This window comes from Kitasatospora sp. NPDC034533 (genome assembly GCF_055575155.1).
Genome location: NZ_JBVITE010000039.1, coordinates 1 through 14,854, shown reverse-complemented (window position 1 = coordinate 14,854; position 14,854 = coordinate 1). Strand labels below are relative to the sequence as shown.

Below are 14,854 nucleotides of genomic sequence, written 5' to 3'. Positions count from 1 at the left end.
GGCGGCGCACTCCCTTCCGACGGCCGACCAGCCCGCACCGCGGGCTGCTGACCGACGGACGGAGATCCCGTGACCACCCCTGCCCGCCCGCCGCGCGACCGCGGCCCCCGCACCACCGACCAGTCCCGCCGCAACGGCCAGCCCGGCCGCGCCGCGGGCGGCGACCGCGCGCGCAAGCCCCGGGGCCGCGCCGGCGCCCCCAAGCAGAACCGCCCCGCCGCCGTCCCCGAGGCCACCGACTTCACCGTGGTCCAGGGCACCCCGCCCCGGCCCCCGGCGGCCTCCTTCGCCGAGCTGGATCTCCCCAAGGGCATCCTCTCCGCGCTCGGCCGCGAGGGCGTCACCGAGCCGTTCCCGATCCAGGCCGCCACGCTGCCCGACTCGATCGCCGGGCGCGACGTCCTCGGCCGGGGCCGCACCGGCTCCGGCAAGACCCTGGCCTTCGGCCTGCCGCTGCTCGCCCGCACCGCCGGGCGCCGCGCCGACGCCCGGCACCCGCTGGCGCTCGTCCTGGTGCCCACCCGCGAACTGGCCCAGCAGGTCACCGACGCGCTCACCCCGTACGCCACCGCCGTCAACCTGCGGATCACTACCGTCGTCGGCGGCATGTCGATCAACCGGCAGGCCAACGCGGTGCGCCGCGGCACCGAGGTCCTGGTGGCCACCCCGGGCCGGCTGGACGACCTGATCGGGCGCGGTGACGTCAACCTCTCCGACGTCGCGATCACGGTCCTCGACGAGGCCGACCAGATGGCCGACATGGGCTTCCTGCCGCAGGTCACCAAGCTGCTGGAGCAGGTCGCCGAGGACGGGCAGCGGATGCTGTTCTCCGCCACCCTGGACCGCAACGTCGACCGGCTGGTCAAGCGCTTCCTGACCGACCCGGTGACCCACTCGGTCGACCCCTCGGCCGGCGCCGTCACCACCATGGACCACCACGTCCTCCAGCTGGACCCGACCGACAAGGCCTCCGCCACCGCGCACATCGCCTCCCGCGACGGCCGCGTGATCATGTTCGTGCACACCAAGCACGGCGCCGACCGGCTGGCCAAGCAGCTGCTCGCCAACGGCGTGAAGGCCGCCGCCCTGCACGGCGGCAAGTCCCAGCCGCAGCGCAACCGGGTCCTGGACCAGTTCCGGGACGGCCACGTCACCGCGCTGATCGCCACCAACGTCGCCGCGCGCGGTATCCACATCGACGGCCTGGACCTGGTCGTCAACGTCGACCCGCCGGTCGACCACAAGGACTACCTGCACCGCGGCGGCCGCACCGCCCGGGCCGGCGAGTCCGGCACGGTCGTCACCCTGGTGCTGCCCGAGCAGCGCCGCGAGGTCAACCGCCTGATGACGGTGGCCGGCATCCGCCCGACCGTCACCAAGATCCGCCCGGGCGATGCCGACCTGGCCCGGATCACCGGCGCCCGCACGCCGAGCGGCGTCCCGGTGACGCTGGCCGTGCCGGTCACCGCCGAGCAGGCTGCTGTCGCGGCCGGTGTCGGTGCTGACAAGCCCGCCAAGTCCGGTGCCCCGCGCCGGCGGGCCGGCAAGCGCTCCGGGCTGCCCACCGACGTCGACATGAACGGCAACCCGCGCCGCCCCCGCCCCAAGCAGCGGATGGGCGCCGCCGCCCAGAACGGCGACCGCCCGCAGGCGGCCGGCTTCATCGGCCGCTCCGCCGGCCGCGCCAAGCCCGGCAGCGGCAGCAAGTCCGGCTCCAACTACGGGACGGGCCGCCAGCGCCGCAAGTTCGACTGACCCCCTCTCCGGCCTCCGACGGGCCCCGCACCACCCTGCCGGCAGGGAGGCGCGGGGCCCGTCCGGCGTCCCGGGGCCCTGCCGCCCGCTTCCGCCCGCCCTGGAGGTGGCCGGGGGTCGTTTTCGTGCGCTGTCGTCGCTCGGATGGAGGGCGGTCGGCTGCCGGATCGGCGGTGGCGGGCTGCTGGGCGGCCGGGCCTTCGCCCCCTGCTTTCGCCCCGGCGGCGAGGGCCGTGTTGCCGTGCGCCGTCACCCGCTTCGGTGGGGGCGGCCGGCCGCCGGAACGGTGACGGTGTGAGGCTGAGCCGGGCCTTTGCCTCCCCGCCCCCTCCGGGAGACGGCTGGGGTTGTTTCCACGCGCCGTGCGCTGTCATCGCTCGGATGGAGGGCGGTCGGCTGCCGGATCGGCGGTGGCGGGCTGCTGGGCGGCCGGGCCTTCGCCCCCTGCTTTCGCCCCGGCGGCGAGGGCCGTGTTGCCGTGCGCCGTCACCCGCTTCGGTGGGGGCGGCCGGCCGCCGGAACGGTGACGGTGTGAGGCTGAGCCGGGCCTTTGCCTCCCCGCCCCCTCCGGGAGACGGCGGGGGCCGCTTCCGCGCGCTGTCCGCCTTGCCGTGCGTCGCCACCCGCTTCGGTGGGGGCGGCCGGCCGCCGGAACGGTGGTGCTGGCTGGCTGCGGTGCGGCCGGGTCACGCCTCCCGCTCCCGTCCCGGAGACGGCGGGGGCCGTTTTCGTGCGCCGTCACTCGCCCGGGTGAGGGCGGCTGGCCGTCCGAACAGTGATGGCGGCAGGCTGCGGCGCGAGGGAACGGAGGGAAACGGGTGAGGGACGATGGCGGATGGCCGGAGGCGACCCGCGGGCACGAACGCGGGCGGGAACCGGCCGAGGAAGCGGCCACCGGCTCAGGCGACGCCGAAACGGTGGCGGTCGCCGCCGCGCTGGGGCTGTCCGAGCCGGTGATGGCCGAGGTCCGGCGTCGGGCGGCGGAGCGCGGCGTGGAGCCGACGGCGATCATGCGGGAGTGGATCGTGGCCGCCGTCGCGGACCGGGACGAGCCGGTGCCACTGAGTGTGATCACGGCCGCCGCGGCGCGGCACCAACGAGTGGCCCGCGCCGAGTGATCTGCCGAAGGGGCAGGGCGGTGGGGCGCCGGAGGCGAGGCGGGTGCGGAGCCCGTGCACAGGGCCGGGGAGGCCGCCCGGCTCAGGCGGTCAGCGCCCGGGTGGTGCGCGCCCGGGTGGTGCGGCGGGCCCGGAGGGCCTCGTCGTAGCGGGCCAGCAGGAGGGCGGCCACCTCGGGGGCCGGGCCGAGGACGTCCGCGACCGTGTCGGCGGCCTCGGCAGCGGCCGCGATGCGGTCCGGCAGCAGGCCCGGGGCCAGCAGGTAGGGGGCGACGGCGGTGTGTCCGGCGCCGGCCGACCGGAGTGCGGCGAGGGCCTCGGGGACGCGTGGGCCCCCCGCGGAGGCGTACGCGACCTCGACGGCGGCCCAGCCGCGGGTGCGGCGCCACTCGGCGGCCACCGCGCGGGTGGCGGCGTCGGCGGCCGGGTCGGAGGAGCCGGCCGCCGCCAGGACCACACCGGTGGCGGCCCGCACGGCCGAGCAGGAGAGGTCGACCCCGGCCTCGGCGAGCCGGCGGTCCAGGGCGGCGAGCAGCAGCGGCGACGGACCGAGCACGTCCGCGACCGGCAGCCGGGAGCCGGCGGCCCGCAGCGCGGCGGGTACGTCGTGCTTGGCGTGGAACGCCCGGTTGAGCAGCAGCGGCACCGCCACCGCCTCCCCGAGCCGTCCGACCACCTGCGGGATGCGCGGCGCGCAGTGGTCCAGGTAGGCGGTGGCGACCTCGGTGCCGGGGCGCTGCGCCCGCACCTCCTCCACCAGGGCGGCCACCGTCGCGGCGTGGCGCGGGTCGCGGCTGCCGTGGGCGATCAGGAGGAGGGCGGGCATCAGCGGTGCCTCACTTGCCCGCGGCCAGCAGACCGCGGTTGCGCAGCACCCGGCGCTCGACCGGGGTGAAGACCAGCAGCTCGATGGCGATGCCGACGAAGAGGATCAGGATGATGCCGAGCAGCACGCCGGACATGTCGGAGAACTCGCGCTGGTCCTCCAGGAACCGGCCCAGGCCCCGGCCGAGGTCGGGGGAGGAGGCGACGAGTTCGGCGGCCATCAGGGAGCGCCAGGAGAAGGCCCAGCCCTGCTTGAGGCCGGCCAGGTAGCCGGGCAGGGCGGCGGGGATCAGGACGTGGCGGGCGCCGTTGAGGCCGGTGGCGCCGATGGTGCGCCCGGCCCGCAGGAACAGCGGGGGCACCTGGTCGATGCCCGCGACCAGGCCGTTGGCGATGGAGGGGACGGCGCCCAGCAGGATGACGGCGTACATCATCGAGTCGTTGATGCCGAGCCAGATGACGGCGGCGGGCACCCAGGCGACCGAGGGCAGCGACTGGAGGCCCTGGAGGACCGGGCCGAGGGCGGTGCGCACCGGCCGGACCCGGGCGACGACCAGGCCGATCGGGGTGCCGATGAGGACGGCGAGCAAGAAGCCGGACAGGCCGCGCCAGACGCTGGTCCAGATGATGGAGAACAGGCTGCCCTTGTACCAGAGGTCCTCGGCGGACTGCCATACGTCGGCCGGGCTGGGCAGCTTGTACGACGAGGTGACGTGCAGGCTGTAGGCGCCCTGCCACAGCGCGAGCACCACCAGGACGCCGATCAGCGGCGGCAGCGCCTTGGTCCGCAGGGCCTCGCCGAAGGAGCCCCCCTGCGCGGCGACGCTGTCCAGGGCGTCGAGTCCGGCGCCGACGGAGGCGGTGTCGGCCTCGGTGCCCTCGGCGCCGTCGGCGGGCTTGCTGAGCGTGGTGTCAGTTCTGGACATGGCGGCGGATCTCCCCCCGGAGTTCTTCGGTGATCTCGATGGACAGGTCGGCGACGCCGGCGGACTCGATGCGGCGCGGCTGGGGCAGGTCGATGTGCCACTCGCGGGCGACCCGGCCGGGGCGGGAGGAGAGCAGGACGACGCGCTGGGCGAGGCGCACGGCCTCGCGGACGTTGTGGGTGACGAACAGGACGGACAGCTGCCGCTCGGCCCAGATCCGGGTGATCTCGTCGTGCAGCACGTCGCGGGTGATGGCGTCGAGGGCGGCGAAGGGCTCGTCCATGAGCAGGACCTTGCTGCCCTGGGCGAGGGCGCGGGCCATCGCGACGCGCTGGCGCATGCCGCCGGACAGCTCGTGGACCCGCTTGTCGTGGGCGCCGCCCAGCCGGACGAGTTCGAGCAGCCGCTCGGCCTCGGCACGGCGCTCGGGGCGGGGAACGCCGGCGAGCTTGAGGGCGAGTTCGATGTTGCGTCCGGCGGTGAGCCAGGGGAACAGGGCGTGCTCCTGGAACATCAGCGCGGGGCGTCCACCCGACACCTCGATGGTGCCGCCGGTCGGCCGGTCGAGGCCGGCGACCAGGTTGAGCAGGGTGGACTTGCCGCAGCCGGAGGCGCCGAGGAGGGTGACGAACTCGCCGGGGGCGACGTCGAGGGTGATGTCGTCCAGGACGTGGGTCTGGGAGCCGGGGCGGCCGAAGGACTTGTGCACGTGCGAGAGCCGGACGGCGGGCGCGGCGCCGTCGGGGCTGGTGGCGGGGGTGTCGGCCGAGGTGGTCAGTGCCGGGGTCATCCGGGCACCTCCTGCGTGAGTGGTCTTCGTCGGGCGTCGAGGTCGGGGCCGGGGTCCGGCCCGCCCCTCCGGTGGGCATCGATCGGGGATCGACCGGGCGGGGCGGGGCCGGACCGCGGAGTCGGGACGAACGGCGGTGCCGCGGGCGCTACTTGGCGCCGAGCCCGGCGTCCGCGACGGCGGGCTGGCCCTGGGCGGCGAGGACCTTGTTCAGCAGGGTGAGGTCGTAGATGCCGTTCAGGCTGGGCTTCTTGAGGAGCCCGGCGGTGACGGCGTGGTCGGCCTCGGCCTGGAGGGTGTTCGCCAGCGGGTCGTCCAGGAAGTCGATGTCGGCCCAGGCCGGGTCGAGGATGGCCGGCTCCAGGGAGTTGCCGGCCTCCTTCTTGATCGCCTCGTTCGCGTCGGCCTTGGCCTTGTCGGAGTTGGCCTTGATGAAGGCGTTGGTCTTCACCGAGCCGCGCAGCACGGCCTCCACCACGTCCGGGTGTTCCTTGAGGAACTTCTGCGAGACGATGATGTTGGTGATCACGAACTTCCTGTCCGGCCAGACGTCCTTCTCGTTGAGCAGGACCTTCGCGCCGAGCGTGACCAGCTTGGAGGCGGTGGGCTCGGGCACCCAGGCGCCGTCGATGGAGCCCTGGCGGTAGGCGTCGGGGGTGACCTTGTTGTCGGTGCGCACCACCGAGACGTCCCCCGCGCCGCTCGCCGCGTCGACCTTGTAGCCCTTGCCTGCGAGGTAGTTGAGCAGCGCCACGTCCTGGGTGTTGCCCAGCTGCGGGGTGGCGATCTTCTTGCCCCTGAGGTCGTCCAGCGAGGCGATCTTGTCCGGGTTGGCGACGAGCTTGACGCCGCCGGAGGCCGAACCGCCGATGATCTTCAGCGACTCGCCGTTGGACTTGGTGTAGCCGTTGATCGCCGGGGAGGGGCCGATCCAGCCGATGTCGATGGAGCCGGCGTTGAGCGCCTCGATCTCGGCCGGGCCCGCGTTGAAGACCTGGGTCTTGACCTGGGTGGCGCCCAACTCCTTCTGGAAGATGCCCTCTTGCAGGCCGACCAGCGGGGTGCCGTGGGTCAGGTTGGCGAAGTAGCCGATCTTCACCGTGTCGGCGGACAGCTTCGCGCCGGAATCCCCGGCAGTGGCCGTGGTGCCGGCGGAGGCGCCGGAGGACTTGTCGTTCGACTGGGAGCCGTAGCCGCAGGCGGACAGCAGCGCCACCGCGGTCAGACCGGCCGCCGCCGCGGCGGCGGAGCGTCTGATCCGTCCGGCGTTCGGGCGGACGGCGGTATGCGAGGGGGCGGGGTTCGGTGCCATGGCGAGAGTCCTGTTCGCTGACGGACCGTCAGGAGGCGGTCCCGGGCGGAAGGTCGGAAGGTGGTGCACGCGGCAGCGGTGTGCCGGGGCAAGCCGGGCGGCCGTGGAACGGGAGCGCCCGGTGACGGGGCGGTTCTCAGCCCCGTCGGCCCACACATCGGGTCAGGCCGCCCTGGCCGCTGCCGAGGACGCCGCTGCCGATGCGGCCGCCTTCCTTGTCCATGCCCGAGAACGCCTCGCTGGGCATCAGACCCAGTCCTCCTCTTCGGATGCGTCGGGTGCGTCGGTGGTGCGTACGGTGTCGAAGGCCTCGCCCGCCATGCCGGCGGTGAGGGTGGTGCCGTCGGCCGGGTCGATCAGGAGGAACGAGCCGGTGCGGCGGTTGTCGGTGTAGTCGTCGAGGGCCAGCGGCTCGGCGGTGCGCAGCTTCACGTGGCCGATGTCGTTGACGTTCAACCCCTCGGGGGCGGGGCGCTGTTCGAGGCCCCCTTCGCTGATCGGCGCGGTGATGTCGATGCGGTAGGAGATCTCCTTGACCAGCGCGCGCACCGTGCGGGTGGTGTGCTTGAGCAGCACCTTGTCCCCGGCGCGCAGCGGCCGCTCGTTGAGGTGGCTGACGGTGGCCTCGATGTCCTTGGTGGGCACGGGCGCCGGGCCGGCGGCGATGAGGTCGCCGCGGGAGATGTCGATGTCGTCGGCGAGTCGGACGGTGACCGACTGCGGTGCCCAGGCGATGTCGCTGGGGCGGCCGAGGGCGTCGATGGCGGTGACGGTGGTGGTGTGCCCGGAGGGCAGCACCGTGACGGTGTCGCCGACGCGCAGCACCCCGGAGGCCAGCTGCCCGGCGTAGCCCCGGTAGTCGGGGTGCTCCTCGGTCTGCGGGCGGATCACGTACTGGACGGGGAAGCGGGCCGGCTCGGCGCTAGGGTCGCTGCCGACCGGCACCGTCTCCAGGTGCTCCAGCAGGGTCGGGCCGCCGTACCAGTCCATGTGCGCGGACGGTTCGACGACGTTGTCCCCGGCGAGGGCCGAGATCGGGACGGCCAGCACGTCCTTGACGCCGAGGGAGGCCGCGTAGGCCGTGAACTCGGCGGCGATGGCGGCGAAGACGGGCTCCGCGTAGTCGACCAGGTCCATCTTGTTGACGGCCAGCACGACGTGCGGCACCCGCAGCAGGGCGGCGACGGCGGCGTGCCGGCGGGTCTGCTCGACCACGCCGTTGCGGGCGTCGACCAGGACGACGGCGAGCTCGGCGGTGGAGGCGCCGGTGACCATGTTGCGGGTGTACTGCACGTGGCCGGGGGTGTCGGCGAGGATGAACCGGCGCCGGGGGGTGGCGAAGTAGCGGTAGGCCACGTCGATGGTGATGCCCTGCTCGCGCTCGGCGCGCAGGCCGTCGGTGAGCAGCGCCAGGTCGGGCGCCTCCTGGCCGCGGCTGCGGGAGGCGTGCTCGACGGCCTCCAGCTGGTCGGCGAGCACCGACTTGGAGTCGTGCAGCAGCCGGCCCACCAGGGTGGACTTGCCGTCGTCGACGGAGCCGGCGGTGGCGAAGCGCAGCAGCGACGTGGCGGTGCCGGTCCCGGAGAGGCCGGCCTGGGTGGTGCTGGTCATGGTTAGAAGTACCCCTCGCGCTTGCGGTCTTCCATCGCGGCCTCGGAGAGCTTGTCGTCGGCGCGGGTGGCGCCGCGCTCGGTGAGGCGGCTGGCGGCGATCTCGGCGATGACGGCCTCGATGGTGGTGGCGTCGGAGTCGACGGCGCCGGTGCAGGACATGTCGCCGACGGTGCGGTAGCGGATGAGACGCCGCTCGACGGGCTCGGTGTCCTTGGGGCCGCCCCACTCGCCGGCGGTCAGCCACATGCCGTTGCGGGAGAAGACGTCGCGCTCGTGGGCGTAGTAGATCTCCGGCAGCTCGATGCCCTCGCGCTCGATGTACTGCCAGACGTCCAGCTCGGTCCAGTTGGACAGCGGGAAGACGCGCACGTGCTCGCCGACGGCGTGCCGGCCGTTGTACAGCGACCACAGCTCGGGGCGCTGGCGGCGCGGGTCCCAGGCGCCGAACTCGTCGCGCAGGGAGAAGACGCGCTCCTTGGCGCGGGCCTTCTCCTCGTCCCGGCGACCGCCGCCGAACACCGCGTCGAAACGGTTCTTCTCGATCGCGTCGAGCAGCGGGACGGTCTGCAGCGGGTTGCGGGTGCCGTCCGGGCGCTCGCGCAGCACGCCGCGGTCGATGAAGTCCTGGACGTGGGCGACGTGCAGGCGCAGGTTGTGCCGGGCCGCGACGCGGTCGCGGTAGGCGATGACCTCGGGGAAGTTGTGCCCGGTGTCGACGTGCAGCAGGGAGAAGGGGATGGCGGCGGGCGCGAAGGCCTTGAGCGCCAGGTGCAGCATGACGATGGAGTCCTTGCCGCCGGAGAAGAGGATCACCGGGCGCTCGAACTCCCCCGCGACCTCGCGGAAGATGTGCACCGACTCGGCCTCCAGCGCGTCCAGGTGGGACAGCGCGAAGGGGTTGTCGTCGGTGCGGACCGGACTGTCGGTCGCGGTGGTCATGCCAGGCCCCTCTCGGTCAGGAAGGCGTGCAGCTCGGCGGCGGAGTCGGCCACCTCGCGGCCCTGCGTCCGGACCCGCAGCTCCGGGTTCTCCGGCGCCTCGTACGGGTCGTCCACACCGGTCAGTCCGGAGATCTCCCCGGCCGCCTGCTTGGCGTACAGGCCCTTGACGTCGCGTTCGGCGCACAGCTCGACCGGGGTGGCGACGTGCACCTCCAGGAACTCGGTGCCGTTCGCGGCGTGCCGCTCGCGCACCGCGGCGCGGGAGTCCGCGAACGGGGCGATCACCGGGGCGAGCACCTTGACGCCGTTGGCGGCCAGCTTCTCGGCGACGAAGCCGATCCGGGTGACGTTGGTATGGCGGTCCTCGCGGGAGAAGCCGAGGCCCTTGGAGAGGAACTCGCGGATCTCGTCGCCGTCCAGCACCTCGACCTTGTGGCCCTCGGCGCGCAGCCGCTCGGCCAGTGCGAAGGCCAGGGTGGTCTTGCCGGCGCTGGGCAGCCCGGTCAGCCACACGGTGGCGCCGCGCTCGCAGGGGGCGGCCGTGGGGGCCGCCTCTGCGGCTCCGTCGGCGGCCGGGGTGTGAGCTGTCACGGGATCTTCCTTACGCGGTGGCCGACGGTGTCGTCGGAAGTGGTCGGAGGTGGTCGGATGTCGTCGGATCAGGGTGTCAGAGGTGGATGCCGCACTCGGTCTTGCCGGAGCCGGACCAGCGCCCGGCCCGGGCGTCCTCGCCCTCGGCGGGCTTGCGGGTGCAGGACAGCGGGGAGCAGCCGATCGAGGTGTAGCCCTCCCACAGCAGCGGGTTGAGCAGCACGCCGTGGGCCGCGACGTACGCGTCCACGTCCTCCTGGGTCCAGCGGGCGATCGGGGCGATCTTGACCTTGCGGCGCTTCGGGTCCCAGGACACCACCGGCGTGTTCGCCCGGCTCGGCGACTCGTCGCGGCGCAGCCCGGTCGCCCAGGCGTCGTAGCCGGCCAGGCCCCGGTTCAGCGGCTCGACCTTGCGCAGCGAGCAGCACAGGTCCGGGTCGCGGTCGTGCAGCCGCGGGCCGTGCTCGGCGTCCTGCTCGGCGACGCTCTTCAGCGGGGTGAGCGTGATGACGTTGACCGGCATGGTCGCGGCCACCGCGTCGCGCGTCCCGAGGGTCTCCGGGAAGTGGTAGCCGGTGTCCAGGAACACCACGTCCACCCCCGGGAACACCGAGGACGCCAGGTGCGCCACCACCGCGTCCTCCATCGAGGAGGTGACGCAGAAGCGCGGGCCGAAGGTGTCGGCGGCCCACCGGAGGACCTCCTGCGCGGAGGCCTCCTCCAGTTCGAGCCCGGCCTTGCGGGCCATCGCCTCGTGGTCAGTGGCGGTGCTGCTCATGTGACGTACCCCCGTGGTCGGTCGGTGACAGCAGGCCGAGGAACTTCAGCTGGAAGGCCCGGCGGCAGCCGTGGCACTCCCAGGCGCCGTGCCCGGCCTCGGAGGGGCGCAGGTCCTCGTCCCCGCAGTACGGGCAGAAGAACGGTGCGGCGCGCTCGCTCATCGCGGCGCCTCCTCGGTCCGCCGGGCCGTCGCCCCGTCCCTGCCGGTGCGCCGGGCCGTCGCCCCGTCCCTGCCGGTGCGCCGGGCCGTCGCCCCGTCCCTGCCGGTGCGCCGGGCCGTCGCCCCCGCCCGCTCGGTCCGCTCGCCGCGCCCGGTCACGACAGCTGCTCCTCGCCGGCCCGGGCCGCCCACTGGGCGAAGCGCTCGCCCTCGGCGCGGTCGGCCCGGTAGCGGGTCAGCACGCGCTCGACGTAGTCGGGCAGGCCCTCGCTGGTGACCTTGAGGCCGCGGATCTTGCGGCCGAAGCCGGCCTCCAGGCCGAGCGCGCCGCCGAGGTGCACCTGGTAGCCCTCGACCTGGTTGCCGTGCTCGTCGGTGACCAGCTGGCCCTTGAGGCCGATGTCGGCGACCTGGATGCGGGCGCAGGCGTTCGGGCAGCCGTTGATGTTGATGGTCAGCGGCTCGTCGAAGTCCGGCAGGCGCTGCTCCAGCTCGTCGATGAGGGTGCGGCCGCGTTCCTTGGTCTCGACGATGGCGAGCTTGCAGTACTCGATGCCGGTGCAGGCCATGGTGCCGCGGCGGAACGGCGAGGGGCTGACCCGCAGGTCGAGCGCCTCCAGGCCGGCCACCACCGAGTCGACCTTGTCCTCGGCGATGTCGAGGATGAGCATCTTCTGCTCGGCGGTGGTGCGCAGCCGGTTGCTGCCGTGGGCCTCGGCGAGGTCGGCGATCCGGCCGAGCAGCTTGCCGTCCACCCGGCCGACGCGCGGGGCGAAGCCGATGTAGTAGTTGCCGTCCTTCTGCCGGTGGACGCCGACGTGGTCGCGCCAGCGGGCGGTGGGCTCGGCGGGGGCGGGGCCGTCGACCAGCGCGCGGCCGAGGTACTCCTCCTCCAGCACCCGGCGGAACTTCTCCGCGCCCCAGTCGGCGACCAGGAACTTCAGCCGGGCGCGGTTGCGCAGGCGCCGGTAGCCGTAGTCGCGGAAGATGCCGATGACGCCGCCGTAGACGTCCGCCACCTCCTCCAGCGGGACCCACGCGCCCAGCCGCACGCCCAGCTTGGGGTTGGTGGACAGGCCGCCGCCGACCCACAGGTCGAAGCCGGGGCCGTGCTCGGGGTGGACCACGCCGACGAAGGAGACGTCGTTGATCTCGTGCGCGACGTCCAGCTGGGGGGAGCCGGAGACCGCGCTCTTGAACTTGCGCGGAAGGTTGGAGAAGTCCTTGTTGCCGATGAAGCGGCGCTGGATCTCCTCGATGGCGGGGGTGCCGTCGATGATCTCGTCCTCGGCGATGCCGGCCACCGGGGAGCCGAGGATGACGCGCGGGGTGTCGCCGCAGGCCTCGGTGGTGGACAGGCCGACGGCCTCCAGCTTCTGCCAGATCGCCGGGACGTCCTCGATCCGGATCCAGTGGTACTGGATGTTCTGGCGGTCGGTCAGGTCGGCGGTGCCGCGGGCGTACTGCTCGGAGACCTCGGCGATCGCCCGCAGCTGGGGGGCGGTCAGCCGGCCGCCGTCGATGCGCACCCGGAGCATGAAGAACTCGGCGTCCAGCTCGTGCGGGTCCAGGATCGCGGTCTTGCCGCCGTCGATGCCCTCCTTGCGCTGGGTGTAGAGGCCCCACCAGCGCATCCGGCCGCGCAGGTCGGCGGGGTCGATCGAGTCGAAGCCCCGGTGCGCGTAGATCGTCTCAATACGTGTCCGCACATTGAGACCGTCGTCGTCCTTCTTGAACTGCTCGTTGGCGTTCAAGGGGGTGTAGTGGCCCATGCCCCACTGGCCCTCGCCGCGGTGGCGGGTCACCTTGCGGGCCGCCGCGGGGCGGCGCTCGGCGGCGCGGTCGGCCGGGGGCTCGACGGTCTCGGGGGAGGTGGCCATGGTGAAGTCCTTCTGGGCAGGTGGCGCTGGCGCCGGAGGGATCGCTGGGCGTGCTCGGCCGTGCGGTGCTGCTCTGACCTGCGGATTTCTCAAGGCATGGCGGGCAGTGACCAGGACCGGGCGGGCGCCTGCGCATCCACGGCGGCGGGGATGGCGGGGGGTCGGCGCCGGATGCGGTGGTGCGGCGGAGGTGGGAGCTCAGGTCACCGGACAGATGGCGCTGGACACGCGAAGGAGATCGACGTGGAGTCGACCTACTAGGGTGGTTCCGGCGCTAGGCATGGCAAGAGATTCGCACGGCGCGGGACTCGCGGTCCACTAACATCCGGATAATGGACGCTGACGTTCCGTCATGTGGGACGAATGGGGGTTGCCGCCGCTCCCCGCCGCCGCTCCCCGCCACTGCCCGCCGGGACGTCCGCGCCCGCGCCCGTACCCGGGGAGATCAACCGCGCGGCCCCGGCCCGATACGGTTGGCCCTGTGCAAGCAGCAGGCGATACGAGCAGACCGAACGCCGAGCGGCCCTCCCGGCGCCGCGGCAAGGGCTCCCGGCGCGCGGCCAGACAGGCCACCTGGCACCGCACGGCCTGGGAGCTGGTGAAGGACACCACCAACACCTGCGTCGAGTACCGGGTCACCGGCCTCGCCGCGGAGGCGGCCTTCTTCACCCTGCTGTCCATCCCGCCGCTGCTGCTCGGTCTGGCCGGCACCCTCGGCTACCTCGACTCCTTCGTCGAGGCGAGCACCATCGACGGGCTCAAGCACGACATCATCTCGGCCTCCGGGAAGGTGCTGTCGAACTCCTCCGTCGAGGAGATCGTGGTCCCGCTGCTGAACCAGGTGTTCGGCACCACCCGGCCCGACATCATCTCGCTGGGCTTCCTGCTGTCGCTGTGGTCCGGCTCCAGGGCCCTCTACATCTTCATCGACACCATCACCGTCATGTACGGGCTCGACGGCAAGCGGGGCATCGTCAAGACCCGGCTGATGTCGCTCGGCCTCTACCTCGGCGCCCTGGTGATCGGCTCGCTGGTGCTGCCGCTGCTGATGGCCGGGCCCGGGCTGGTGGAGAACGCGGTGCCGGGCGTGGCCGGACTGGTCGACACCCTCTACGGGCCGGTCGCGATCGTGCTGCTGATCGTCTCGCTGACCACCCTCTACCACCTGGCCGTCCCGGTCTCGACCCCGTGGCGCGAGGACATCCCCGGCGCGCTGGTCGCCCTGGTGGTGCTGGTGTTCTGCAGCGTCGGCCTGCGGATCTACCTGGTCCGGTCGGTCGAGGGCTCCTCGCCCTCGGCGTACGGCTCGCTGGCGGCGCCGGTGGCCGTGCTGCTGTGGATCTTCGTGGTGGCGCTCGCGGTCCTCATCGGCGCCGCGATGAACGCCGCGATAGACCGCCGCTGGCCGACCCTGGAGACCGCCGACGCGCGTGCCGAGAACGAGCGCGCCCAGGAGGAGGCGGCGGCTGCCGTGATCCGCGAGGTGGCCGCCCGGCGGGCCGGCGAACGGGCCCGGCGCGCCCGCGAGCTCGGGCTCGCGGAGGGCGTCGAGGAGGAGTGGGGCGAGGACGAGGGGGAGGACGTCGACGCGCCCTCCGAGTACCCGGAGCGGTGGGCCGACGTGCTGGCCGCCGACAACCTGCGCGGGCGGCTCACGGCCCGGGGCGGGCCGCACCACCGGCCGGCGCCGCCGCCGCCGGACAGCGACCGGCCGGGCGGGGCGGGGTCGGGGCGGGGTTCTGGGCCTGGTTCTGGTCCTGATTCTGGTTCTGGGGGCGGGCCTGGCGCGGGGCCTGGGCCTGGCGCTGGGCCGGGGTCGGGGTCCGGGTCCGGTTCCGGGGCGGGGCCGGTGGCTCAGGCGAGGCCGCCGCTGGGGCCGCCTCCCCTGGGACCGCCCCCGGGGCCTCCGCTGGGGCCTCCGCCGGGGCCTCCCGGGCAGCAGGTGCCGGGGTACCCGCCGAGGCCGCCCCGGCCGCCGTGGGAACAGCGGTAGGACGGACGCGGCGGGAACTCACCGCAGGACCGGCGGGAACTCACCGCAGGACATACGGACAGGGCCTTTCCCGCGAGTGGCGGTTTCTAGCGGTCGTTGCAACACGTGGTCGGTTGTCTAGGCCGCGAGGAGTTTAGCCAGACGCTCGGCTGGGGTTTCCCAGCCGAGCG

Annotated in this window: 14 protein-coding genes; 3 read left to right on the top strand and 11 right to left on the bottom strand. The window is 73.7% G+C overall.

Features of this window, described 5'->3' with window-relative positions:
• Positions 1-69 precede the first annotated feature (69 nt).
• Together ACZ55U_RS24585 and ACZ55U_RS24580 are read left to right on the top strand one after the other, a co-directional pair.
• Complete coding sequence (locus ACZ55U_RS24585; protein WP_465528979.1) at positions 70-1,755, top strand: DEAD/DEAH box helicase; 1,686 nt, start codon at positions 70-72, stop codon at positions 1,753-1,755.
• Between the two features lie 818 nt (positions 1,756-2,573).
• Positions 2,574-2,873, top strand: coding sequence for a hypothetical protein (locus ACZ55U_RS24580; protein ID WP_465528977.1), 300 nt, complete (start codon positions 2,574-2,576; stop codon positions 2,871-2,873).
• Between the two features lie 82 nt (positions 2,874-2,955).
• Here ACZ55U_RS24580 and ACZ55U_RS24575 read toward each other — a convergent pair whose 3' ends face one another.
• From ACZ55U_RS24575 to ACZ55U_RS24525, 11 genes are all read right to left on the bottom strand, one after another.
• Entirely contained in the window at positions 2,956-3,699 is a 744-nt protein-coding gene (locus ACZ55U_RS24575) for a sirohydrochlorin chelatase (protein WP_465528975.1), read from the bottom strand.
• Between the two features lie 10 nt (positions 3,700-3,709).
• The gene (locus tag ACZ55U_RS24570) at positions 3,710-4,624 is read right to left on the bottom strand and encodes an ABC transporter permease (RefSeq protein WP_465528974.1); all 915 of its coding nucleotides are present in this window, start codon (positions 4,622-4,624) and stop codon (positions 3,710-3,712) included.
• Entirely contained in the window at positions 4,611-5,414 is an 804-nt protein-coding gene (locus ACZ55U_RS24565; RefSeq protein ID WP_465528972.1) for an ABC transporter ATP-binding protein, read from the bottom strand. The genes ACZ55U_RS24570 and ACZ55U_RS24565 overlap by 14 nt, the downstream gene beginning before the upstream one ends.
• 148 nt (positions 5,415-5,562) lie before the next feature.
• Positions 5,563-6,726 carry an aliphatic sulfonate ABC transporter substrate-binding protein gene (locus tag ACZ55U_RS24560; RefSeq protein ID WP_465528970.1) on the bottom strand — a complete coding sequence of 388 codons (1,164 nt, stop codon included), beginning with the start codon at positions 6,724-6,726 and terminating at the stop codon, positions 5,563-5,565.
• 246 nt (positions 6,727-6,972) lie between these two features.
• Entirely contained in the window at positions 6,973-8,337 is a 1,365-nt protein-coding gene (locus ACZ55U_RS24555; protein ID WP_465528968.1) for a sulfate adenylyltransferase subunit 1, read from the bottom strand.
• 2 nt (positions 8,338-8,339) lie between these two features.
• The gene (cysD, locus tag ACZ55U_RS24550; protein ID WP_465528966.1) at positions 8,340-9,278 is read right to left on the bottom strand and encodes a sulfate adenylyltransferase subunit CysD; all 939 of its coding nucleotides are present in this window, start codon (positions 9,276-9,278) and stop codon (positions 8,340-8,342) included.
• Positions 9,275-9,871 carry an adenylyl-sulfate kinase gene (gene cysC, locus ACZ55U_RS24545; RefSeq protein ID WP_465528964.1) on the bottom strand — a complete coding sequence of 199 codons (597 nt, stop codon included), beginning with the start codon at positions 9,869-9,871 and terminating at the stop codon, positions 9,275-9,277. Before cysC ends, cysD begins: the two co-directional genes overlap by 4 nt.
• 76 nt (positions 9,872-9,947) lie before the next feature.
• The gene (locus ACZ55U_RS24540) at positions 9,948-10,649 is read right to left on the bottom strand and encodes a phosphoadenylyl-sulfate reductase (RefSeq protein ID WP_465528962.1); all 702 of its coding nucleotides are present in this window, start codon (positions 10,647-10,649) and stop codon (positions 9,948-9,950) included.
• Entirely contained in the window at positions 10,630-10,812 is a 183-nt protein-coding gene (locus tag ACZ55U_RS24535; RefSeq protein WP_465528960.1) for a hypothetical protein, read from the bottom strand. The genes ACZ55U_RS24540 and ACZ55U_RS24535 overlap by 20 nt, the downstream gene beginning before the upstream one ends.
• Positions 10,813-10,966: 154 nt before the next feature.
• Positions 10,967-12,691, bottom strand: a complete 1,725-nt coding sequence (locus ACZ55U_RS24530) for a nitrite/sulfite reductase (protein ID WP_465528958.1) — start codon at positions 12,689-12,691, stop codon at positions 10,967-10,969.
• Between the two features lie 198 nt (positions 12,692-12,889).
• Positions 12,890-12,973 (bottom strand): putative leader peptide, encoded by an 84-nt coding sequence (locus ACZ55U_RS24525; protein ID WP_310593185.1) that lies wholly within the window; start codon positions 12,971-12,973, stop codon positions 12,890-12,892.
• A gap of 199 nt (positions 12,974-13,172) precedes the next feature.
• Between ACZ55U_RS24525 and ACZ55U_RS24520 the strand changes: the two genes are divergently transcribed.
• Positions 13,173-14,684, top strand: a complete 1,512-nt coding sequence (locus ACZ55U_RS24520; RefSeq protein ID WP_465528956.1) for a YihY/virulence factor BrkB family protein — start codon at positions 13,173-13,175, stop codon at positions 14,682-14,684.
• Positions 14,685-14,854: the final 170 nt, after the last annotated feature.